This window comes from Thalassotalea agariperforans, from assembly GCF_053470345.1.
Window position 1 is genome coordinate 253,539 of record NZ_JBQMWH010000001.1, and the last position, 22,302, is coordinate 275,840.

The 22,302-nt window shown below is 38.5% G+C and carries 17 protein-coding genes; 9 read left to right on the top strand and 8 right to left on the bottom strand.

Annotated elements, in window-relative coordinates; all coding sequences use genetic code 11:
* Positions 1–7 precede the first annotated feature (7 nt).
* The 3 genes from ACSLUO_RS01200 to ACSLUO_RS01210 are packed head-to-tail and all read left to right on the top strand — an operon-like array spanning position 8 to position 2,230.
* Positions 8–478, top strand: coding sequence for a copper chaperone PCu(A)C (locus ACSLUO_RS01200; protein ID WP_448245490.1), 471 nt, complete (start codon positions 8–10; stop codon positions 476–478).
* Positions 479–487: 9 nt separating this feature from the next.
* Positions 488–1,480, top strand: coding sequence for a DUF2333 family protein (locus tag ACSLUO_RS01205; RefSeq protein ID WP_448245491.1), 993 nt, complete (start codon positions 488–490; stop codon positions 1,478–1,480).
* Between the two features lie 6 nt (positions 1,481–1,486).
* Positions 1,487–2,230 (top strand): TIGR04219 family outer membrane beta-barrel protein, encoded by a 744-nt coding sequence (locus tag ACSLUO_RS01210; protein WP_448245492.1) that lies wholly within the window; start codon positions 1,487–1,489, stop codon positions 2,228–2,230.
* 82 nt (positions 2,231–2,312) lie between these two features.
* Here the strand turns inward: ACSLUO_RS01210 and ACSLUO_RS01215 are convergent, their stop codons facing one another.
* From ACSLUO_RS01215 to ACSLUO_RS01230, 4 genes are all read right to left on the bottom strand, one after another.
* Entirely contained in the window at positions 2,313–3,431 is a 1,119-nt protein-coding gene (locus tag ACSLUO_RS01215; RefSeq protein WP_448245493.1) for a GNAT family N-acetyltransferase/peptidase C39 family protein, read from the bottom strand.
* 51 nt (positions 3,432–3,482) lie between these two features.
* Entirely contained in the window at positions 3,483–4,922 is a 1,440-nt protein-coding gene (locus ACSLUO_RS01220; protein ID WP_448245494.1) for a RimK family ATP-grasp domain-containing protein, read from the bottom strand.
* Positions 4,923–5,131: 209 nt separating this feature from the next.
* Entirely contained in the window at positions 5,132–6,844 is a 1,713-nt protein-coding gene (olsF, locus tag ACSLUO_RS01225; RefSeq protein WP_448245495.1) for a bifunctional ornithine lipid synthase OlsF, read from the bottom strand.
* Positions 6,845–6,950: 106 nt separating this feature from the next.
* Positions 6,951–7,745 carry a UDP-2,3-diacylglucosamine diphosphatase gene (locus ACSLUO_RS01230; RefSeq protein WP_448245496.1) on the bottom strand — a complete coding sequence of 265 codons (795 nt, stop codon included), beginning with the start codon at positions 7,743–7,745 and terminating at the stop codon, positions 6,951–6,953.
* Positions 7,746–7,989: 244 nt separating this feature from the next.
* On the opposite strand from ACSLUO_RS01230, the gene ACSLUO_RS01235 reads away from it, so the two are divergent.
* From ACSLUO_RS01235 to ACSLUO_RS01245, 3 genes are read left to right on the top strand one after another with little or no spacing between them, the layout of a single operon-like run.
* Entirely contained in the window at positions 7,990–9,783 is a 1,794-nt protein-coding gene (locus ACSLUO_RS01235; RefSeq protein ID WP_448245497.1) for an assimilatory sulfite reductase (NADPH) flavoprotein subunit, read from the top strand.
* Positions 9,783–11,510: an assimilatory sulfite reductase (NADPH) hemoprotein subunit gene (gene cysI, locus ACSLUO_RS01240; RefSeq protein WP_448245498.1), complete on the top strand. Its 1,728-nt coding sequence runs from the start codon at positions 9,783–9,785 to the stop codon at positions 11,508–11,510. Before ACSLUO_RS01235 ends, cysI begins: the two co-directional genes overlap by 1 nt.
* A 31-nt stretch (positions 11,511–11,541) precedes the next feature.
* Positions 11,542–12,243 carry a phosphoadenylyl-sulfate reductase gene (locus ACSLUO_RS01245; RefSeq protein ID WP_448245499.1) on the top strand — a complete coding sequence of 234 codons (702 nt, stop codon included), beginning with the start codon at positions 11,542–11,544 and terminating at the stop codon, positions 12,241–12,243.
* Here ACSLUO_RS01245 and ACSLUO_RS01250 read toward each other — a convergent pair.
* Positions 12,240–13,142 (bottom strand): TIGR03899 family protein, encoded by a 903-nt coding sequence (locus ACSLUO_RS01250; RefSeq protein ID WP_448245500.1) that lies wholly within the window; start codon positions 13,140–13,142, stop codon positions 12,240–12,242. The genes ACSLUO_RS01245 and ACSLUO_RS01250 overlap by 4 nt on opposite strands.
* A 304-nt stretch (positions 13,143–13,446) precedes the next feature.
* On the opposite strand from ACSLUO_RS01250, the gene ACSLUO_RS01255 reads away from it, so the two are divergent.
* A complete protein-coding gene (locus tag ACSLUO_RS01255) occupies positions 13,447–15,672 on the top strand; it encodes a bifunctional diguanylate cyclase/phosphodiesterase (RefSeq protein WP_448245501.1) in 2,226 nt (741 codons plus the stop codon).
* A gap of 99 nt (positions 15,673–15,771) precedes the next feature.
* Here ACSLUO_RS01255 and ACSLUO_RS01260 read toward each other — a convergent pair whose 3' ends face one another.
* Positions 15,772–16,956, bottom strand: coding sequence for an MFS transporter (locus tag ACSLUO_RS01260; protein WP_448245502.1), 1,185 nt, complete (start codon positions 16,954–16,956; stop codon positions 15,772–15,774).
* Between the two features lie 201 nt (positions 16,957–17,157).
* On the opposite strand from ACSLUO_RS01260, the gene fadB reads away from it, so the two are divergent.
* The gene (fadB, locus tag ACSLUO_RS01265; protein ID WP_448245503.1) at positions 17,158–19,344 is read left to right on the top strand and encodes a fatty acid oxidation complex subunit alpha FadB; all 2,187 of its coding nucleotides are present in this window, start codon (positions 17,158–17,160) and stop codon (positions 19,342–19,344) included.
* Between the two features lie 12 nt (positions 19,345–19,356).
* Complete coding sequence (gene fadA, locus ACSLUO_RS01270) at positions 19,357–20,520, top strand: acetyl-CoA C-acyltransferase FadA (protein ID WP_448245504.1); 1,164 nt, start codon at positions 19,357–19,359, stop codon at positions 20,518–20,520.
* A gap of 106 nt (positions 20,521–20,626) precedes the next feature.
* On the opposite strand, the gene ACSLUO_RS01275 is transcribed toward fadA, so the two are convergent.
* Both ACSLUO_RS01275 and ACSLUO_RS01280 read right to left on the bottom strand, forming a co-directional pair.
* Complete coding sequence (locus tag ACSLUO_RS01275; RefSeq protein ID WP_448245505.1) at positions 20,627–21,172, bottom strand: GNAT family N-acetyltransferase; 546 nt, start codon at positions 21,170–21,172, stop codon at positions 20,627–20,629.
* Between the two features lie 84 nt (positions 21,173–21,256).
* Positions 21,257–22,177, bottom strand: a complete 921-nt coding sequence (locus tag ACSLUO_RS01280) for a manganese-dependent inorganic pyrophosphatase (protein WP_448245506.1) — start codon at positions 22,175–22,177, stop codon at positions 21,257–21,259.
* Positions 22,178–22,302 lie beyond the last annotated feature (125 nt).

Sequence of the window (22,302 nt, forward strand, 5' to 3'; positions counted from 1 at the left end):
ATTACTCATGATATTAAGATTAAAAAGTTGGTTTTTTGTTTTTTTTACATTATTAAGTTTACCGGCTTTTAGTGAAAATTCTGTTTTAGAATGTGTTGAAATTTCCCAAGGTCATATTCGTGAAACTATACCGGGTACTTCGATTAGCTCGGCTTATTTAACTATTCATAATACTCATCAGCAAGCTTTAAAATTGATCGCAGTGACCAGTAAAGTAAGCCCTCGGCTTGAATTGCATGAACATTCAATGACCGAGAGTGGTATGATGAAAATGCGTCAAGTGCCATATATTCTGATCCCCGCCAATAGCGAAGTTACACTAGAACCGTCAGGTTTACATATCATGATATTTGAATTAACTAAGGGGTTGATGGCTGGCGAGCAAGTACCTTTAAATCTTATCTTTGAAGATCAAAAAGTAGTGAATATTACCCTACCTGTGCAAAGTATAAAGCAGCGTCATCACCATCATCATTAAGGAAATCATATGAAGCCTTCAATTAACGCAAAGTCATTTAGTTTACTGTTTTTTCTGTTTTTTATCGTATTTTATTTTATCGGTGTTTATTTTAGTTTTGAACCCGAGCAATTTGATATTCGTGCTGAAGTTACCAAGGATGCTAGCGCTGATAGTGTAGCACCTGTTGTTGGCTATACCACAACAACGGCGTTAATTCGGGTTACTGAAACCATACTTAATAAACCAGGTGGTTATTTATCGAATGATGTTCTGCCGCCGTCAGTATTTCTTGATAATATTCCGGCTTGGGAGTTTGGTGCTTTAGAAATGATCCGAGATCTGTCTTTAGCCATGCGCCAAGAGTTTAGCCGTTCTCAGTCACAATCAATAGAAAATAACTTTTTAAAAATTGCACAGCCACAATTAAATATTGATCACACTAGTTGGGCTATGCCAAGTGCAGAAAGTGAATATGAAAAAGCAATCACAGCGCTATATGCTTATCGTAGTGCGTTAGCGGATGTGAATGATCAAGGGGCGCAATTTTATGCCCGTGCTGATAATTTACGAAATTGGTTAAATGAAGTTCAAAAACGCTTAGGTAGTTATTCTCAGCGCTTAAGTGTTAGTGTTGGTCGAGAGCAGTTGAATATTGATTTAGCTAATGATCAGAAAGCTAGGCAGTCAACCGTAACGGATCGACAATTAGACATGAAAACCAGTTGGTGGAAGCTCGATGATGAGTTTTATGAAGCGCGTGGTGCTTGTTGGGCGTTATTGCACTTTTTAAAAGCTATTGAAATAGATTTTAACGACGTTTTAGAAAATAAAAATGCTAAGGTCAGTGTTCAGCAAATTATTCGCGAATTGGAAGCGAGCCAAGAAACCATTTGGAGCCCGATGATTTTAAACGGTTCTGGTTTTGGTATGTTAGCTAATCATTCTTTAGTGATGGCAAACTTTATTTCACGTGCCAATGCAGCATTAATCGATTTAAATGATTTATTAAGTAAGGGATAAAAAAACATGAAAAAAACAATCATTGCAGCAGGTCTTACTGCCTTAATGGCAACCAGTGCTCAAGCGGATACGTTATTGGGGTTATATCTTGGTGGTAGTATTTGGAATGCGGAAACTACCGGTTCTTTTGGTGAGCAGGGCAGCTCTGAATCTAGCTTTAATTTTGATGACGAAAAAAACAGCAGCTTTTTTGCTGCGTTAGAGCATCCGATCCCATTAATTCCAAACTTGAAGTTAGCCAGTACTGACTTAACAACAGAGGGTAATGGCACAGTTACCTTTGACTTTGGTGGTGAAAGTTTTGATGGTGATGTTACTACCGATATTGACTTAAGTTATGTTGACTACACCTTGTATTATGAAATTTTTGATAACGATTTATTATCCATTGATGTTGGTATTACCGGCCGTGATTTTGATGGCGAAATTATTGTTACCGAAAGTTCATCAAGCGACACAGGTAGCTTAGATGTTTCAGGCGTTGTACCGATGTTATACGTTTCAACGGTGATTGGTTTACCGTTTACTGGCTTTGATGTGTTTGCTGAAGGTAACTTATTATCGTTTGATGATCACACCTTATACGACTATCAAGCAGGTATCAGCTATGCGGTATTAGATAATATTGCTGTCGATTTTAATGTTAATTTAGGTTATCGCGCTACTAAGTTAGAGCTTTCTGACCTTGATGACTTAAACACCAACCTTGATTTTAAAGGTGTGTTCCTTGGTGCTGTCGTACATTTTTAAGCCCCAATTTTAAAAAATGAAATAACAAAAAGCCGTTATCTTGTCTGAGATAACGGCTTTTTATTGCGGACAATTTATGGCTTTAGTTTATCGCGGCAATCGTCACGGCCGCTCTTAACCGTTGGCTACCAAAAGCTGCCATTTTATCAAAGTCTTCAAAAGCAATTGGCACATATTGGCAATCAATTGCCATTTGTTTGTCTTCATCGAGATCTGGGTCGTGGACAAATAAACAGCGTTCATCAATGCCGGTAACTACCACCCAATGAGGCGATTTTTTCCCATCTAAGCGATAAGTACTGACTAAAATAAGTACCGCTTCGCCATGCTCTAAACAGTGCTTAATATCATCAAATGAAATTGCTTGGCTGACAATAGCCACCTTGTTTTCCTGACATTGAGTCAACATTTGTTGATGAACCACTGTCATTATCTGTTTTTTGTGCTCGCTTCTTACGCCATCAACAAACAAAGGTTGCTCGGTATTTAACCAAACCGAACTGTTAAATCCTCTACGTTGTGCCGATAATGCTAAACCAAATGGGTGACAGCCACCATGACCAGAAGTCATAAAAATGGTAGTGGCTTCGCGCCATAAGTCTAATTCTAATTCCAGTGAGCACACTAAGTTGTCATTTAGGCTAGCCATAGCCATCATCAATGATGTTGGACCACAGGTAAACTCGGTACTTTGACTAAGCCAAGGAGTGAGTTTTTTAATACCTTTATCACCCATAGTACGAATGCGTTTTTGCATTCGCAAAGCGTCACTATGATCGTCATAATAATCGGCATATTCGCCAAATATCCGATAACCACAAGCTTGATATAAAGCAATGGCTCCGGTATTTAACTTAGCGACCTCTAAACGTAAATAATGACGTTCGTCGTTGGCTGCTTGTTGTTCACAATGTTTAAGCAATTGTTTAGCTATGCCTAAATCTCGAGCGGTAGGGGCAGTTGCTAATGAATATAAACGCGCTAACCGTGTGCCTTGTTGTTTTAATACCAAGGCATAACCGAGCAACTCACCATCATTTGATTTTGCTAACCATAAATCGGTATGACTAGAGCTGATATGATGGCGAAAGCTGCGCTTACTGATTTGATCACTTTTAAAACATGCTTGCTCTAAAGCCACTAGAGCATTGAGGTCAGCCAACGTTGCTGAACTTATCATAACGTTATTGCGCTCGTTCATGTCTTGCTCGATAAAGATTAACGTTAGCTGGCGTATTAATTAGCTTAGTCATTATTGACCTCTGTGCTCAAAACGTCGTAAAAATTCTGACATCACCTGCATATACAGTTCTTCACCTAAATAAGCATCTTCAATGCTGCGGTCAATATTAGGGTTGTCATTCACTTCTAAAACATAAGCTGTACCATCAACTTCTTTAATATCAATGCCGTATAAACCATTTCCCACCACTGCTGCGGCTTTTAATGCTGCTTGTAAAACATGTCGAGGGACTTCAAAAGTCGCGAGCGTATCAAAACCACCGGAAAAATTGCGTGATGAGCTATGGTTGTAAATTTGCCAATGATTTCTTGCCATATAATAGCGACAGGCATATAAAGCTCGGCCGTTTAATACACCAATGCGCCAATCATAGTCGGTAAATAAATACTCTTGTGCCAGTACTAATGCCGACTCTTGTAAAATTTCCATGATCAACTTTTCAAGTTCAGCACGTGACTTCACTTTAAAAACCCCCTTGGAAAAAGCACTTTCAGGTACCTTTAAAACCATAGGATAACCAAAGGTTGCTTCTAATTTATCTAAAGTTTCAGTCGAACAATCGGTGATAAATTCGGTTTTTAAGCTCGGCACTTTTTGATAATTAAAAGCGTCGTGTAAAAACACTTTGTTACAGCAACGTAAAATCGAATTGGCATCATCAATTACCACAATACCTTGTTCTTCCGCTTGATAAGCTAAGCGGTAGGTATGATGGTTAATCGCTGTTGTTTCACGAATAAATAAACCATCAAATTGGTTTAAATTCACCAGTTCACCAGCGGTTATGAGCTGTGCACGAATACCTAATTTGGCACCAGCTTTAATAAATCGTTCGAGCGCACCTTTGTTGCTAGGCGGCACTTGTTCATTTGGATCAACTAAGATAGCCAAATCCCAGCGGTATTTTTTATTACCACGTTGATTACGATAAGCAGTGCGGGAACTTTGTTCAATAATCGCCAAACAACTGTCTAAATGCTCTTTTGGCACTTGTTGTAAACTGGCTCGGCTTACTTTAACTCTTAATCCTTTGCTATTTGGCATTAAGGTGATGGTTAATAAAGGTGCCGGTAGTTCATGAAAAACATGTTGGGCAATAGTTTTGTAGTCGCCACCAATAACAACACCCATACAAACTAACAGACTTATATCACCTAAGCCTGCATGTTCAGGGAGAGTTTTCTCTCCTTCAAACCATAAATACGCGCCTTCAGCCCGTAGCGCATTAATGGTTTTAACACTCGGAAAAACGGCATGACCGCGCGCTTCAGCAAGCAAAGAACAATAATAGCCTTGGCTTAAATAGCGTTCGGTATCACATAAGTTAATAATACGCGTTTTCGGCTCATTTTTTTTCGGATAATCGCGTAAATAGTCATTAAAACTGGTTACGCCAATCGAGTTGGTTAATAAGGTTTCATCGTCAACAACAAAAAGAGTATTGAACATTTCATCAATCCATTAAGGGGTGATGCTTGAGCACATCAGGGACTGACGGGGTGGGCACCCCACAGGTAAATATAGGGTTTAAAAACACGCTGATTTTTCGCTTAAAATACGTGTTTGTCAATTATTATTTATAGTTTTTTTTGGTGTGTTTTGGGAAGCTAAAAATAAGAGCCTGCGTCCATGCAAGCTCTATGGTAAGGCGTTTAAATTTAGTCTTCACCTAAATATCTTGCGCGTTTTTTGTCGGTAAATTTAGTCACATCAACTAACACTAAGCCGTCTAAACAGTCTTGAAATTCAGGGTCGGTACCAAAGGCTAAAAACTGCACGCCGCCCGGTTGACATAACTCACTATATTGTTTGTATAGGGTTGGCACACTCACCCCCATATTGGCTAATAGGTGTTTTAATTGCACAAAATCGGCTTTGTAATCTTCTCCGCTAAAACTGGCTTTTAATATTGCCAGATCGGGTTGTTGATATTGATAAGGCTGATTTGATTCCGCTACCTTGGTGGTGTAGCCAAAATATAAATTATAAAAATAAACCATTAAATCTTTGGCTGCTGGTGGGTAACTATCGGAAATACTGACCGGACCAAATAAATAACGAAATTGTGGGTTAACCTTTAAAAAAGCGCCAATGCCAAACCATAAATAATCGAGACTGCGTTTTCCCCAATATTTTGGCTGAACAAAGCTGCGACCCAGTTCTAAACCTTGTTCTAAGTAAGTATTCATTTCGTTTTCATACTTAAATAGTGTTTCAGTATAAAGTGCATCTTTACCTTGGGTATTGATCACTTTTTTAGTATCGGCAAAGCGGTAGGCACCAATAATTTCGAGCTCTTCTTTATCCCATAAAATTAAGTGGTGATAATAAGCGTCGTATTTATCAATATCTCTTTTTTTACCTGTGCCTTCGCCAACAGCTCGAAAGGCAACTTCTCTTAAGCGGCCTATTTCTCGTAAAATGGGCGAGCTTTCATCATAGTTATAAAGATAAATATCTTTACCGTCGTTAGTGCTGCCTAAGTGCTGACATTGCTTAAGTGCTTTTTTTAAGGTTTGTCTTTGCTCGGGAAAGGCAATCGCCGATTGAGTTTTAAAAATACCGGTTTTATTGTGCGCTATGCGATATAAATGTTTATGAAAAAGTTTAACTTTGGTTTTGGTTGGTAAATTATCGTTAGCATAATTTTCATAAGGAATACCTTCACCAATGCGTAATGCTACGGTTTTTTTCTTTTGTTTAAACATTTCACGCATTAATAGCATGGTTGCTAATGGCTTGTAGATCATTGAGGCGGAATAAAATATTGCCGAGTTTTTACCATCAACAAAAATAGGTACTATTGGTGATTTTGTCGCTTTAGCCATGCGATAAAAACCGCTGTGCCATTGTCCGTCTTTAACACCGTTAGGCTTTAAGCGCGACACTTCTCCCGCCGGAAAAATAATGACAGCGCCATCATTATTCAAATAACTGTAGATGTTATTGAGATTTTCTTTAGGAGTATTGCCTTTCATGTTGTTAACCGGCAATAAGCTTTTTTCTAACGGTTTAATGGTCATTAACAAATCGTTAGCAATGGCTTTAACGTCGGGGCGAATATCACTAACAAATTTTAATAACGCCAAGCCGTCTAAAGAACCGATGGGGTGATTAGCAATTATCACGACTCGACCTGATGACGGAATACGTGATTTTTCTTTATCTAATACGGAGTAACTAAAATCAAAGTAATCAAGTACTTGTTCAACAAAGTCAATACCTTCCAAATGTGGATACTGCTCGGCAAAGCTTTGACATTCTTTTTCATGTAATAAAAATTTTAAGATAGAGCGAACCGGTTTAAATAACAATTTGTTATTTTTTATCTTAGGAAGTTGCTCTTCAATGACTTGATCTGTGTTGAACATAAGTTATCGCTAATTTTCGTTTTAATTAACTGATACGTTAAAAGATCAATGCGACTTTTTTTTTGCACTTTTATGCCACTTTTATGACAATGCTTTCTTTTATTGTTTAAGCCGCACTTTTGTTCAGCTGGCCTTCGCTACTCACCAATGCCAGTTTTACCGTTAGCTCACACCAATGTACTAACTCTAAGTCACCACTGGTGGTTTCTACTAACGCGGTACAACTTTCAATCCAATCGCCATCGTTGCAATAAATAATATCGTCAATGCAATCAATTTCAGGGTGGTGGATATGGCCACAAACAATACCGTCAAATCCGAGTTTTTTAGCTTCTTTAACGGCGGCATTTTTATAACGAGAGATGGCTTCTTTTGCTTTTGGCACTTTTGACTTTATATGGGCGGCAAGCGACCAATAATGATAACCAAAACGGCGGCGAATACGGTTGAAGTGGCGATTCATAAATAATAAGAAGTCGTATAAGGTATCACCCAACTTGGCGGAAAGTTTGCTAAAACAGACTTCACCATCAAAATCATCGCCGTGTAATAACAATAACTTTTTGCCACCTTGTGTTGTATGTTCGTAGCGTTTGCACACTTCAATGTCGTTAAACTTTTCACCCCAATACGATTTTAAATCTTCGTCATGGTTACCGGGGATATAAACCACTTTGGTTCCGGTGCGAGATTTTTCAATCAACAAGCTCAGTACAGCATTATGACTAGCAGGCCAATGAAATTGTTTTTTTAGTGACCAAATATCAATAATGTCGCCAATTAAATAAATGGTTTTAGCATGATTATTTTGCAGAAAATCAATCAAATAGTCAGCTTTACAATCTTTATAACCCAAGTGAATATCCGACAAGAATAAAGCATTGTATTGTTGTGTTGGCATGGTTCATCCATGAATAACGAAGCGTTAAGTCTTATCCTAGAAAGGCTAAATGTCACTTAGGTGACAGAAAAATGAAGCTTTGGTGACTGAGGTTTATTTCAGTAAAAATTGCATGAAATTTCATGAATGCACAGTTAATTATACTTATATTCAATTATGGAATAAAAAATCGTTTTCTAATCTTTTTAATTATGCACAAAGCAGCGTATCCTAGCGGCAATCAATAAATTAGGTGAAATTGCTTATGTTGCCAGAGCAGCAAAATTCAAATCAAACAGCGTTAGATGCTAATCAGTTAGCATCTTTACAGCAAACTATTAGTGCCTTCTCGCCAATGCAATTAGCATGGGCAAGCGGATATTTAGCCGCCAAAAGTGAAGGTTCATCAGCCGTAACTCATGCCGTAGCTGCACCTCAAGCTGCTGCCACGTTAACGATATTATATGCCTCACAAACCGGTAATGCGAAAGGTGTTGCTAAGCAATTAGCAGATGCTGCTAAAGCCGCAGGCATTCAAGTGAACTTTAAAAATGTTTCAGACTATAAAGCGAAATCGTTAAAGTCTGAAAGTCATTTATTAATCGTGGCTAGTACCAATGGTGAAGGTGAAGCACCAGACGATGCGATAGAGTTCCATGAGTTTTTATTCTCGAAAAAAGCGCCTAAGTTAGAAAAGTTACATTATAGCGTGTTATCACTAGGTGACAGCAGCTATGAATTTTTCTGTCAAACAGGTAAAGACTTCGATACACGTTTAGCAGAGTTAGGTGCTACCCGTGTTCATGATCGTGTTGATTGTGATGTTGATTATCAAGAAGACGCCGCTGCTTGGGTTAATAAAATTGTCGATTCATTAAAAGATGAATTAACGGCGAGTACTGCGGCACCTGTAGCGGTTGCGTCACATTCAGTTGTGACTGAAAGCCAATACAATAAAGAAAACCCATATACCGCAGAATTAGCCACCAATCAAAAGATCACAGGCCGTGATTCGGCTAAAGATGTTCGTCACATTGAAATTGATTTAGGTGAATCAGGTTTAACCTATCAAACAGGTGATGCTTTAGGGGTTTATTTTGATAATGATCCAGCATTAGTTGATGAGTTAATTAGCGCGTTATCGTTAGAAGCTGAGCAAGAAGTGTTACTTTCGGGTAATACTATTAGCTTGAAAAAAGCGTTAGTTGAAAAATTAGAAATTACGCAAACAGCACCAAACTTTATTAGCTTTTGGGCTGAAGTGTCTGGTGATGAAAAATTAACAGCGTTAGCTGAAGATAAAAATGCTGCGCGTGAATTTGCTGCTAACCATCAAATTGTTGATATTGTTAAATCAGCGCCAGCAGCTGTTAAAGCACAAGTATTTGTTGATGCTTTACGTAAAATCACACCACGTTTATATTCAATTGCCTCAAGCCAAGCCGAAGTGGAAGAAGAAGTTCACTTAACTGTTGGTGTGGTTAGTTATGAAGAAGGTGAAGCAACGCGTTTTGGTGGTGCTTCAGGTTTCTTATCACAACGTTTACAAGAAGGCGGTTCTGTTAAAGTGTTTGTTGAACACAATAATAACTTCCGCTTACCTGATAACGACGACACGCCAGTGATCATGATTGGTCCAGGTACTGGTGTTGCGCCATTTAGAGCATTTATGCAAGAGCGTGAAGCTTGTGATGCAAGTGGCGATAACTGGATGTTTTTTGGTGATCAAACTTTCACCCAAGATTTCTTGTATCAAGTTGAATGGCAGAACTACTTAAAATCAGGTTTGTTAACTAAAATGGATGTGGCTTTCTCTCGTGACCAAGCAGAAAAAGTTTATGTTCAACACCGCATTAAAGAACATGCCGCTGAAGTATATGCATGGTTAGAGCGTGGTGCTCATGTTTACGTTTGTGGTGACGCAAACCGTATGGCAAAAGATGTTCACACGGCCTTAATTGAAGTGATTGCTGGCCAATCAGGTAAATCTTCTGAAGAAGCTGAAGATTATTTAAAAGCATTAAGAAGTGCTAAACGCTATCAAAGAGACGTGTACTAATGACGACAAATAAAGAAGTATTAGTGGGTCAGGGCCCACTTATCGTAGAAGGTAAAAAAGCCGATAACGAACGTTTAAAAGCGGAAAGTAACTTTTTACGCGGTACCATCTTAGAAGATTTACAAGATCGTATTACCGGTGGTTTTACTGCGGATAACTTTCAGTTAATTCGTTTCCACGGCATGTATCAACAAGATGATCGTGATATTCGTTCTGAGCGTCAAAAGCAAAAATTAGAACCTATGCACAACGTTATGTTACGTGCACGTATGCCTGGCGGTATTATTAAGCCTGAGCAATGGTTAGCAATTGATAAATTTGCCGAAGAAAAAACTGAATACGGTTCTATTCGTTTAACAACGCGTCAAACATTCCAGTTTCACGGTGTGTTAAAGCCAAATATTAAGTTAATGCATCAAACGCTTAACAGCATTGGTATTGACTCGATTGCGACAGCGGGTGATGTAAACCGTAACGTATTATGTACCTCAAACCCAGTTGAGTCAGAGTTACATCAAGAAGCTTATGAGTGGGCAACAAAAATTTCTGAGCATTTATTACCTAAAACTCGCGCTTATGCCGAGATCTGGTTAGATGAAAAGAAAGTTGAAACTACCGAAGAACCAATTTTAGGTAGCAATTACTTACCACGTAAATTTAAAACTACGGTTGTAATTCCACCGCATAACGATATTGATGTGCATGCGAACGACTTAAACTTTGTTGCCATTAGCGATAACGGCAAGTTAGTTGGTTTTAACGTATTAGTTGGTGGTGGTTTAGCCATGACACACGGTGATAAGTCTACTTATCCTCGTAAAGCCGATGACTTAGGTTATATCCCACTAGAAAAAACCTTAGATGTTGCCGCAGCTGTTGTTACTGTACAGCGTGATTGGGGTAACCGTGTTAATCGCAAAAACGCTAAAACTAAATACACCTTAGATCGTGTTGGTACTGATACCTTTAAAGCCGAAGTAGAAAAACGTGCGGGTGTTGAATTTGCTGATAGCAAGCCATACGAATTTACCGAACGTGGTGACCGTTTTGGTTGGGTTGAAGGTATTGACGGTAAACAGCATTTAACCTTATTCATTGAAAATGGCCGTATTTTAGATTTCCCAGGTAAGCCACTTAAAACCGGTTTAGCTGAAATTGCTAAAATTCACAAAGGTGATTTCCGCATGACAGCCAACCAAAACTTGGTTGTTGCCGGTGTACCAACGGAAGACAAAGAAAAAATTGAAGCGTTAGCGGTTGAGTTCGGTTTAAAAGATGCGTCAGTATCTAACCAACGTTTAAATTCAATGGCTTGTGTTGCATTTCCTACTTGTCCTTTAGCAATGGCGGAAGCAGAACGTTATTTACCAGGTTTAGTTACCGAAGTAGAAGGTATTTTAGCTAAGCATAATGTTGCTGATGACCATATTATTTTACGCGTTACCGGTTGTCCAAACGGTTGTGGCCGTGCAATGTTGGCTGAAATTGGCTTAGTGGGTAAAGGACCAGGTAAATACAACATGTATTTAGGTGGTAATGCGGGTGGTACTCGTATTCCTAAGTTATACAAAGAAGGTATTGATGAAGCGACTATTTTAGCTGAAATTGATGGCTTAGTTGCTCGTTGGTCGACAGAACGTAATGCTGGCGAAGGCTTTGGTGATTTTGCTATTCGTGCTGGTATTGTGGCTGAAGTGATTGTGAGTGTGCGAGATTTTCATGACTAATCAAGCGGTTGATAACAAGGTTTCGGCGCTTATGTCGGAATCTTCCATTGCTCAGTGGAACGAACAGTTAGAACAAAAATCGGCTGTTGAACGTGTTGAGTGGGCGATGGAAAATTTGCCGGGTAACTTTGTGTTGTCGTCAAGTTTTGGTATTCAGTCAGCAGTAATGTTGCACATGTTGACGCAAGTAAAACCGGATATTCCGGTTTTACTAACCGATACAGGCCACTTATTTCCTGAAACTTATCGTTTTATTGATCAGTTAACTGAACGTTTAAACCTTAATTTACAAGTGTATAGCGCCAAAGAAAGTGCCGCATGGCAATTAGCGCGCTATGGTGAATTATGGAATAAAGGACTGGATGAATTAAAACAGTACAACCGCATGAATAAAGTTGAGCCGCTAGAACGTGGTTTAGCTGAATTAGGCGCTAATACTTGGTTTTCGGGTGTACGTCGTCAACAGTCGGATCATCGTAAAGGATTATCGGTAATTTCAACATTACGTGGAAATTATAAGGTTCATCCAATTATTAACTGGACCAACCGTGATGTGCATCAATATCTAACTAAGCATGATTTACCTTATCATCCGTTATGGGAAGAAGGTTATGTTTCTGTTGGTGATACTCACAGTAGTAAACCGTTAACCTTAGGAATGACGGAAGAAGAAACCCGCTTTGGTGGTATGGCACGTGAGTGTGGCTTGCACACTGACGGTGATGGTATTTAACCGCTACTTTCTTTCGATTGTATACTGAAATGGTGACTGAGCTGAGTTTTTAAACTCTGTAAATAATCCATTTCAGGTACATCATTTATTAACCTTGCTAACTCTGTACCTGCCGGAGTGAATTTATAAAAGCTTAATACACAGTTTTCTTTTGTTGCCGTAAAAATTAATGGTATGCCATTAAAGTCCATCGCTAAACTGCCATTCTTGTTAAATAAATGGGTTTCACTTTCTTGATTGAAAATTAAATGATTTTCTGCCAAAGATAAAATATCCCCAAAAGATAAACCAAAGCTATTTAAGTTAATCACTTGCTGGCGCTGTTTGTCGAATAAATTAAATAAGCTCGGCTGCTGGGCGCTACCAACAAAAATACGATAGTTTTTCTTTTTACTATCATGACAAGCTAAAGAGCATGCTTTACCAAATAATTTGGCATCGTAAATACTCATGTTACGAAAAACTTTTAACGCTTTTAAAGAAAAAGTACCAGGACGAGAAATTTCACCGGCTAAAATTTTGGCCCAAAGTCCTTGCATGGTTGTGTTACTGATATTTTCAGCTAAAGGAATAAAGCTGGTAAACCAGTCGTGATCGGTTTTATTGACGGCGTTTTCATCATTACAATAGCTAATGGCTTTGTTAATAATGCTTTCTAAATTTTGTTGCTGCTTTAACAAAATTAGTCGTTCTCGACGAATAGCTCGTTCGGCAATTGGCATTTGCTTTTCTTCGGGTAATAAACCACCATCTAATGAAAAGCTTTTTGCTAAATTAATTAATTGCTGTTGTGACGAAGCCGTGTTTGATGATTTATGTTTAGTTTCCTGTGTATGAACAATATCTGTTTGTGCTTCGGTAGCAACTACAGCAGTTGATTTATCATCGGGCGTTGTCATATACATCTCTTAAATGCAGGTTAAAAAAAATACAGGTCGTTGAACACTAAAACTTATAGTGGTTTGTTAATAACAACAGGTCAAGTATTTGCTGCATTTAGATGATTTAATTATTTGTATTATCGACAGAATTGGCATATTTTTAGATATAGTGTTGTAGAAATAAAATTGAATGGTTGAATAATATTCATCTGACTTTATTATGTAATGACAAATATAAAATAACTAACTAATAATTTTTTATTGCTTAATCAAACATTTGAGACTTAATTACGGTAAATCGCCGTAATTAAAAGAGGAAAGTATGCAGTCTACAGAACATACTGATGATGATTTTCTTTTTATAGACGATAGTTTAGATGATGAAATCATAGAGGAAGGTAATGGTGAAATATGGAAAGTCTTAATTGTTGATGATGATCCTGAAATTCACTCTGTTACCCAGTTAGCTCTATCTGATTTAATCGTTTTAGGCCGAAAATTAGAATATTTACATGCTTATTCTGGTAAAGATGCTTGCCAGTTAATTGCTGAGAATCATGATATTGTTCTCGTTTTACTTGATGTTGTTATGGAAACTGACGATGCGGGTTTAAATGTTGTTAAATATATTCGTGAAGAACTCTGCCGTGAAGAAATACGTATTGTTCTGCGTACTGGTCAGCCGGGTTATGCACCCGAAGAAAGTGTGATCAAAGATTACGATATTAATGACTATAAAACTAAAACAGAATTAACTCGCCGAAAATTAGTAACTACTGTTTATGCCGCTATTCGCTCATATCAGCAAATAGATGCGGTGAATCAAAATAAAAAAGGGCTTGAACATATTATTGGTTCAGCCTCTGAATTATTAGAATTTTATACTGTTCATGATTATGCCGATGGTGTGTTAGCACAGCTTAAACAAATTATCACCCATTCAACCTCCAGCTTATTTTGTGCGCGAGGACAAGGGATTGTTGACGGAGTTGATGATTTAAGTTTTTATGTTTTAGGCCAAACCGGCTTGTCTTCGGTGATGGTTAATCAAAAACTTGAAGTATTAAAAAATGAACAAGCGAATTCTTCTATTAATACCTGTTTTCAGCAGAAAAAGCATATTATCACCGATACCTTTATTACGCTTTTCTTAGCCAGTGGTGGTTATCGAGCAACTATTTATATTGAATTAAGCCAACCGTTAACCGCTTTAGAACAACAACTGATTGAAGTGTTTTTAACAAATGTAGCTATTGGTTATGAAAATGTTCATTTATTCCAACGTTTAAGTAATGCAGCATTTAAAGATTGGCTAACTGAATTACCCAATCGTTTAGAGTTTGTTAATTTATTAGATGACTTTTCGCAAAACACTAGCACCAATATGGTGGCCGCGTTAATTGATATTAATCACTTTAGCGATATTAATGATGGCTTAGGTCAAGATGTTGGTAATCAATTATTAACGGCGGTAACGGAGCGATTAACGCACTTCGGTAAAGGCTGCCAGTTAGCCAGAGTGGGTGCCGATGTTTTTGGTATTATTGGGCCAGCAGAACTTATTAACCCAGAAAAGTTGATTGAATTGTTTATTGCACCATTTGCCGCTGGCGAACAGAATTTACCAATTAATGCCTGTTTTGGTTTTTGTACCAAAGAAAATGCCGGTGCTCGTGGTGTTAATGTTTTAAATCAAATTAATATTGCATTAAATTTAGCGAAAAAAGAACGCCACGACTCTTATGTTTATTACGCCAAAGAAATGGAAGAGCAAACATTATGGCGTTTAAGTATGATCCGTCAGCTTCGTACCGATTTTGCTGAAAACCGTTTAGCGCTTTGGTATCAACCACAGTTAGAATTATCTACGGGGAAAGTGGTGGGAGCCGAAGCATTATTGCGCTGGCAAACGGCTGACGGCCAATTTATTTCACCAGCGGTTTTTATTCCTTTAGCCGAGTATTCGGGGCTAATTATTGATATTGGCGACTGGGTTATTGACCAAGCTTGTCTACAGATAAAATCATTAACAGCTAAGGGGTATCATGATATTGGTATTTCAGTAAATGTTTCTATCCCTCAGTTTAGACGTAATAACTTTGTTGATTCTATTATTGAAACTACCGAAAAACATCAGATCGATAAGAGTCGTTTAGAATTAGAAATTACCGAAAGTATTTTAATGGATGATCCGCAGGTAGTTATTGATTCACTGATTAAAATTAAAGCGAATGGTATTCATATTGCGTTAGATGACTTTGGTACCGGCTATTCTTCAATGAGTTATTTACAGCAATTACCATTAGATAGACTAAAAGTTGATCGCTCTTTTGTGATAGATATTGCTAAAGAAGGTAAGTCAATTATTGCCGATACGATTATTAGCTTAGGTAAGCAAATGAACTTAAAGGTGATCGCGGAAGGTATTGAAGACGTTGAGCAACAAGAGCACTTAATTGCACAAGGGTGCCATGAAGTACAAGGCTTTTATTATGCTAAGCCAATGCCAGAAGATGAGTTTTTAGCTTATTTAGAAAGTAAGAAGTAAACTTTAACTTTATCGCCATTAAAAAAGGAGCTGATGCTCCTTTTTTAATGTTGCGGATTAATTAAGTTGAATATAGCCTAACTAGAACCAAGTTTAAGTTTATAGCGTTTTAGCTTCTTTAAACGACCATTCAACGTCAATTTGAGGGTGTTTCGGGATCAAGAACGACAACGCTAATGAGCAACAGGCAAAACCTGCTCCAATGTAGAATACCCACGCACTGTTCACTAACCAAACCATACCAAGCAAGGCTGGAATAAATACCGCTGCAATATGATTAATGGTAAAACTTACGCCTGCTGTGGCGGCAATGTCTTTTGGATCGGCTATTTTTTGAAAGTAGGTTTTAATCGCAATGGCTAAGGCAAAAAACAAATGGTCAATAACATAAAGTGCGGCAGCAAAGTGGCCATTATCAACAACCCCATAAGCAACAAATAAAAAAGCCAAGCCGACATATTCAAAAATTAGCACGTTACGCTCACCGACTTTACCAATAATTTTTCCTATTTTTGCTGCGAATAACCAGTTAAAAACATAATTAATGAGAAATAAAGCACTGATATCAGCTACGGAATAATGAAACTTTTCTACCATTAAAAAGCCGGCAAAGACGACAAAAATCTGCCGACGCGCGCCACTAAAAAAAGTTAACAGGTAAAATAACCAATATTTTTTTCGTAAGATAATTTTTTTATGTTGGCTGTTTACTTGCGGAAATTGTTGAAAGTATAAAGCCATGCAAATTGTTAGCACCAAGCCTAAACCACCAAAAAGTAGATAAGTTGACTGATAACTCCAAGTCATTTTTTCCATTAATAGCCAGACCGATGAAAATGCCAATAATGAACCAGCGGATTTTACTGATAACATGCGTCCCATAAAATGAGCGGTTTTATCTTTATCAATCCATTGTAAGGTTAACGATTGACTAACGGTTTCAAAATAATGAAAGCCAACCGACATGATCATGGTCGTAATGTATAAACCGATAACGCTTGGAAAGTAACCTGTTATTGCGACACCGACGGCTGTGATGCCAAGTGAAATAATGGCTAATTTTTGCTCTCTTAAAAAGAGTAATAAATAGATGGCGGTAAAAGCTAAAAAGCCGGGAATTTCCCGTAGACTTTGTAACATACCAATTTCTTTACCGGTGAAAGCGGCCTTTTCCACCACAAAGTTATTTAATAACACCATCCATACTGAAAATATCAAAGGCATAATAAATGCCATGGCTAATAATAAATATTCAGGTTGTTGGTATTTAGCGGATAGCTTCATTGATAAGCTCTTTTTAAAGCGCGGTGGTTCAAATGCTAGTTTAACATTTATTTGCCATAGTACTGAATAGTTCAAATAAGTATTTAATTAAAACAAAAGTTTCAAACGGTCGTTTAAATAAATTGCATTTATTTTTTTAACAAGGCAAACTCAAGGACTACTATTAAGGTAGGTTTATCAAATAAGGTAAAGGGGATAACTATGTTATATCAAGGCAACAGCATTTCAGTTGAGCTGTTAGATGATGGTATTGTTGAGTTTAACTTTAATGCTCAAGGTTCCGTCAACAAATTTGATCAAGCAACATTTGTTGATTTTAATGCGGCGATCGCAGCCATTAATAACTGTGCTGAAGCAAAAGGGGTTTTGATCACCTCGGCTAAATCTAACTTTATTGTTGGAGCTGATATAAATGAATTTCTTGATATTTTTGCTTTACCTGAAACTGAATTAGTAAGTTGGGTTAAATCGGCAACCGATACCTTTGACGCCTTAGAAGATATTAAGTTACCAACGGTTGTCGCTATCAATGGTTTTGCTTTAGGTGGTGGCTGCGAGTTTATTTTAAGTTGTGATTACCGTATTGCCGATACAACTGCTTCTATTGGTTTACCTGAAGTTACTCTAGGTATTATGCCTGGTTTTGGTGGTACAGTGCGATTACCACGATTAATAGGTGTTGATAATGCCGTGGAATGGATGTCGACGGGTCGTGCTCATAAAGCAGAGCAAGCTTTATCTGTTGGTGTTGTTGATGCGGTGGTTAGCCCTGAAAACTTAAAAGCGGCGGCGTTAAAAACCTTACAACAAGCGATTAGCGGAAAACTTGATTGGCAAGCTAAACGTCAGCCAAAATTAGCGCCAATTAAATTAAGCCAAATTGAAAGTGTGATGTCTTTTAGTACTTGTAAAGGCATGATAATGGCAAAAGCCGGTAAACATTATCCTGCGCCAGTGATGATGATAAATACTTTAGAACAAGCAGCTAGCTGTTCGCGCAGCGAAGCTATGAAAATTGAAAATATCAATTTTTCAAAACTGGCAAGAAGTAATGAAGCTACGGCACAAGTAGGGCTTTTTCTAGCGGATCAAGTTATTAAAGGAAAAGCTAAACAGGCCGCTAAGCAAGTTGTTGCGCCCATCACTCAAGCGGCGGTGTTAGGAGCCGGTATTATGGGCGGCGGTATTGCTTATCAATCGGCTTATAAAGGCACGCCGATCATTATGAAAGATATTAATCAGCAGGCGCTTGATTTAGGTTTATCAACCGCGGCTGATTTATTAACTAAACTGCATGAACGAGAGCGTATTACTACCCAAAAACTAGCACAAACGTTAAATCAAATTACCCCAACCTTAAGTTACGACAGTGTTGTAAATGCCGATATTGTCGTTGAAGCCGTAGTTGAAAACCCCAAAATTAAAAGAGCGGTATTAGCGGAAGTTGAAAGTAAAATAAATGCTAACGCTATTTTGACTTCGAATACGTCCACCATTTCTATTGATTTACTAGCGAGCGATCTTAAACGTAAAGATAAATTTTGTGGTATGCACTTTTTTAATCCGGTCAATAAAATGCCCTTAGTTGAAGTGATTCGTGGTAGCGAAACTTCCGATGAAACGGTTGCCGCGGTGGTGGCATACGCAAGCGGTATGGGAAAATCAGCGATTGTGGTTAATGACTGTCCTGGCTTCTATGTTAATCGGGTATTATTTCCTTACTTTGCTGGTTTTAGCCAGCTCATATTAGCAGGCGCTGATTTTGCTACGGTTGATAAAGTGATGGAAAAAGAGTTTGGTTGGCCAATGGGGCCGGCAATGTTATTGGATGTTGTTGGTATTGATACAGCTGATCATTGTACTGGCGTTATGTCAGAAGGCTTTCCTACTCGTATGCATAAAATAGAAAATGACCCTGTTAGCAAGTTATATCAAGCGGGTCGTTTAGGGCAAAAGTCTGGTGGTGGTTTTTATGATCACAGTAAAGACAAGCGTGGCAAACCTTGCAAAACGGTATCGTCTGTTGCGCAAGACCTTATTGCTCAACATGCACAGCCAATCACTAGTTTTACGCCGGAAGACGTTATCGCCCGTTTAATGATCCCTATGGTCAATGAAGTGATCCGCTGTTTAGAAGAAGGGGTGGTTGATACTGCTTATGAAGCGGATATGGGCTTAATTTATGGCCTAGGTTTTCCACCTTTTAGAGGCGGGCCCATTCGTTATTTAGAAACCTTAGGCTTAACTAAGTTTATTGAACAAGCGGATAAGTTGGCCGCTTTAGGGGAAATTTATCACGTAACCGATGGCTTGCGTGCAATGGCTGCATCAGGAAAGTCGTATTTTAATACAGATGTAAAAACTTCACTTAATAAACAACAAGCTTAATAGGAGATGAAGATGAAAGAAGTAGTGATAGTCGATTGTATTCGTACCCCTATGGGGCGTTCAAAAGGTGGAGTTTTTCGTCATGTTAGAGCTGAAGCGTTATCGGCTCATTTGATGCAACAATTATTAGTGAGAAACCCTAATTTAGATCCTGCTTTAATTGAAGATATTATTTGGGGAAATGTTAAACAAACTAAAGAACAAGGCTTTAATATTGCGCGTAACGCCCAGTTATTAACCGACATTCCTAAAACCACTGGCGCGGTGACTGTGAACCGTTTATGTGGCTCGTCGATGCAAGCATTACATGACGCCACAACTAATATTATGGCAGGGCAAGGGGATATATTTATTGTTGGTGGTGTTGAACATATGGGGCACGTACCAATGATGTACGATGTTGATTTTGATCCCGCCTTAAGTAAATACATCTCAAAAGCCTCAGGTAGCATGGGCTTAACGGCAGAATTATTAGGCCGGCAGCACAAGGTAAGCCGCGCAGAACAAGATGCCTTTGCTGTGCGTTCTCATCAACGGGCGTTTCAAGCACAACAAGAAGGGCGCTGGGCCAACGAAATTTCACCTATGCAAGGTCATGACGACATGGGTGCACTTACGTTAATTGAGCATGATGAAGTTATACGTCCTGAAACGTCAATAGAAGGACTTAGTGCCTTACGACCGGTATTTGACCCAGTTAATGGTACGGTAACCGCAGGAACGTCTTCAGCGTTGTCTGACGGGGCATCGGCCATGTTAGTAATGTCTGCTGAACAAGCTAAAGCGTTGGGCTTAACACCGCGGGTAAAAATTCGTGGTATGGCGGTAGCTGGTTGTGATCCATCAACCATGGGCTTTGGTCCTGTGCCAGCAACGAAAAAAGCCTTAAAACGTGCGGGCTTAACATTAGCTGATATTGAACTTGCCGAATTTAACGAAGCCTTTGCTGCCCAGGCGATCTCTTGTGTTCGCGCTTTAGGTATTGAAGATAAGCTGGATGAGATGATTAACTTAAACGGCGGTGCTATTGCCTTAGGGCATCCGTTAGGGTGTTCTGGCGCTCGTATCTCGACAACCTTGATTAATTTAATGGAAGGACAAGATGTTAATCTTGGCCTTGCCACTATGTGCATTGGTTTAGGACAAGGTATTGCAACTGTGTTTGAGCGTTGTTAAATATCATCAGCACAAGTTGATTAAGTATTTTTACTTAGCAAAATTAAAGCTACATCGGTTGATGTAGCTTTTTTTGAAATAATAATTCACTACACATCAATCTGCCTTAAGTGGTTTGATAAAATACCGCTTGTCTTTCACCAAACTTATCACTGTGAGTGTAGTTTTTAACAAAGTGCATACCGAGCTTTTTCATAATATTAATTGACCCGGTATTTTCAGCCAAAGCTGTAGCACAAAAATATTGATGTGCTCGGTTTTTAGCAAGTTCATTCATAATAGTCGCCGCGGCTTCTGTCGCATAACCTTGACCCCAAGCTGACTGCTTAAAGCGCCAACCAAGTTCAATGGTCTTGTCATCACGGATAAACTCTTGCTGCTCATGAAAGAAGTTAAATGGCCTCACAATAATCCAACCAATAAACTCATGCTTATCACGGGTTAGCACTTGCCATAAGCCCCAGCCTTTTTCAGCATTTGAGTACTGCTCGACTCGAGGTATAAAAACATCGTTAATGGTAGTGCGGGAAGTTGGCTGGCCATTGGTTAAATAGCGCATTACCTCTGGGTCTTGATCTAATTGAAAAAGTAATTCGCTATCAGCAGCTGTGATTTTTTTGAAGCATAAGCGCACTGAGTTAGGTATTTTCATGGTGATAGTTACTGCCAATCATAATAAAAAACCCAGCGAGTGCTGGGTTTAGTGTTTAAGCGTAGAGCATTAAGTTTTAAACGGTTACGCTAAGTATTCTTGTAGTGGTGGCACCACTTGTTTTTTACGACTCATAATACCGTCGATCCAAACACGGCCATCAACACTGGCTGAGCCGTAAGCTTTTTCGGTTAAGTTTTCGTCATCACTAACAAATAAAACTTCAGAGCCTTCTTTCATAATGTCGGTTAATAACAACATCACACTATGACGTTCACCTTCCGTTTTAAGCGCGGCAAGATCAGCATGTAAGTCATCTTTCATAGCGTCAAAAATTGCTAGGTCAATAACTTCTAATTGGCCAATACCCACTTTTTTACCACCCATGTTAAAGTCTTTAAAGTCACGCATGACTAAGTCACGAATTGGTGTACCTTCAACCGCAGACTTAACTTTGAACATTTCCATGCCTAAAGCTTTAGGATCTTCAATACCGGCAATTTCAGCTAAGGCTTCAACACATTTAATATCCGCCGTTGTACAAGTTGGTGATTTAAAAATAACCGTGTCACTTAAAATGGCACACATCATGGCACCTGCAATGTTTTTAGGAATTTCAACATTGTGGAAATCATACATCATTTTAATAATGGTATTCGTACAACCTACTGGGCGGATCCAACACTCTAATGGTGTTGAGGTTGTGATATCGCCGAGTTTGTGATGATCAATAATGCCTAAAATAGTGGCGTCATCAATATCATCAGGGCCTTGAATTTTGTCTGAATGATCAACAACGTAAATTTCTTCACCGGCATAACTTAATTTTAGCTCTGGTTGTTCAAAACCAAATTTATCTAAAATAAATAATGTTTCAGGTGATAACTCACCTAAACGTGCTGGTACAGTTTCTTCACCAATTGACGTTTTTAAATACGATAACGCAATAGCTGAACAAATTGAATCTGAATCAGGAACTTTGTGTCCTACGGCATAAGCTGGCATAAATGTCTCTCTAATTTCATACTCTATTGACGGTAGAGTGGTAGTAAGCGGTTAATGGCGCGTATTCTAACAAAAACTAAAGGTGTTCGCATAGTAGGCAATTGCGAGTTATTTTAATCTTCTAT

Excerpts from the sequence above, each read along its gene's own strand:
- ACSLUO_RS01200 (WP_448245490.1), top strand. The coding sequence starts at position 8 with ATGATATTAAGATTAAAAAGTTGGTTTTTTGTTTTTTTTACATTATTA.
- ACSLUO_RS01205 (WP_448245491.1), top strand. The coding sequence starts at position 488 with ATGAAGCCTTCAATTAACGCAAAGTCATTTAGTTTACTGTTTTTTCTG.
- ACSLUO_RS01210 (WP_448245492.1), top strand. The coding sequence starts at position 1,487 with ATGAAAAAAACAATCATTGCAGCAGGTCTTACTGCCTTAATGGCAACC.
- ACSLUO_RS01215 (WP_448245493.1), bottom strand. The coding sequence starts at position 3,431 with ATGAACGAGCGCAATAACGTTATGATAAGTTCAGCAACGTTGGCTGAC.
- ACSLUO_RS01220 (WP_448245494.1), bottom strand. The coding sequence starts at position 4,922 with ATGTTCAATACTCTTTTTGTTGTTGACGATGAAACCTTATTAACCAAC.
- olsF (WP_448245495.1), bottom strand. The coding sequence starts at position 6,844 with ATGTTCAACACAGATCAAGTCATTGAAGAGCAACTTCCTAAGATAAAA.
- ACSLUO_RS01230 (WP_448245496.1), bottom strand. The coding sequence starts at position 7,745 with ATGCCAACACAACAATACAATGCTTTATTCTTGTCGGATATTCACTTG.
- ACSLUO_RS01235 (WP_448245497.1), top strand. The coding sequence starts at position 7,990 with ATGTTGCCAGAGCAGCAAAATTCAAATCAAACAGCGTTAGATGCTAAT.
- cysI (WP_448245498.1), top strand. The coding sequence starts at position 9,783 with ATGACGACAAATAAAGAAGTATTAGTGGGTCAGGGCCCACTTATCGTA.
- ACSLUO_RS01245 (WP_448245499.1), top strand. The coding sequence starts at position 11,542 with ATGTCGGAATCTTCCATTGCTCAGTGGAACGAACAGTTAGAACAAAAA.
- ACSLUO_RS01250 (WP_448245500.1), bottom strand. The coding sequence starts at position 13,142 with ATGACAACGCCCGATGATAAATCAACTGCTGTAGTTGCTACCGAAGCA.
- ACSLUO_RS01255 (WP_448245501.1), top strand. The coding sequence starts at position 13,447 with ATGCAGTCTACAGAACATACTGATGATGATTTTCTTTTTATAGACGAT.
- ACSLUO_RS01260 (WP_448245502.1), bottom strand. The coding sequence starts at position 16,956 with ATGAAGCTATCCGCTAAATACCAACAACCTGAATATTTATTATTAGCC.
- fadB (WP_448245503.1), top strand. The coding sequence starts at position 17,158 with ATGTTATATCAAGGCAACAGCATTTCAGTTGAGCTGTTAGATGATGGT.
- fadA (WP_448245504.1), top strand. The coding sequence starts at position 19,357 with ATGAAAGAAGTAGTGATAGTCGATTGTATTCGTACCCCTATGGGGCGT.
- ACSLUO_RS01275 (WP_448245505.1), bottom strand. The coding sequence starts at position 21,172 with ATGAAAATACCTAACTCAGTGCGCTTATGCTTCAAAAAAATCACAGCT.
- ACSLUO_RS01280 (WP_448245506.1), bottom strand. The coding sequence starts at position 22,177 with ATGCCAGCTTATGCCGTAGGACACAAAGTTCCTGATTCAGATTCAATT.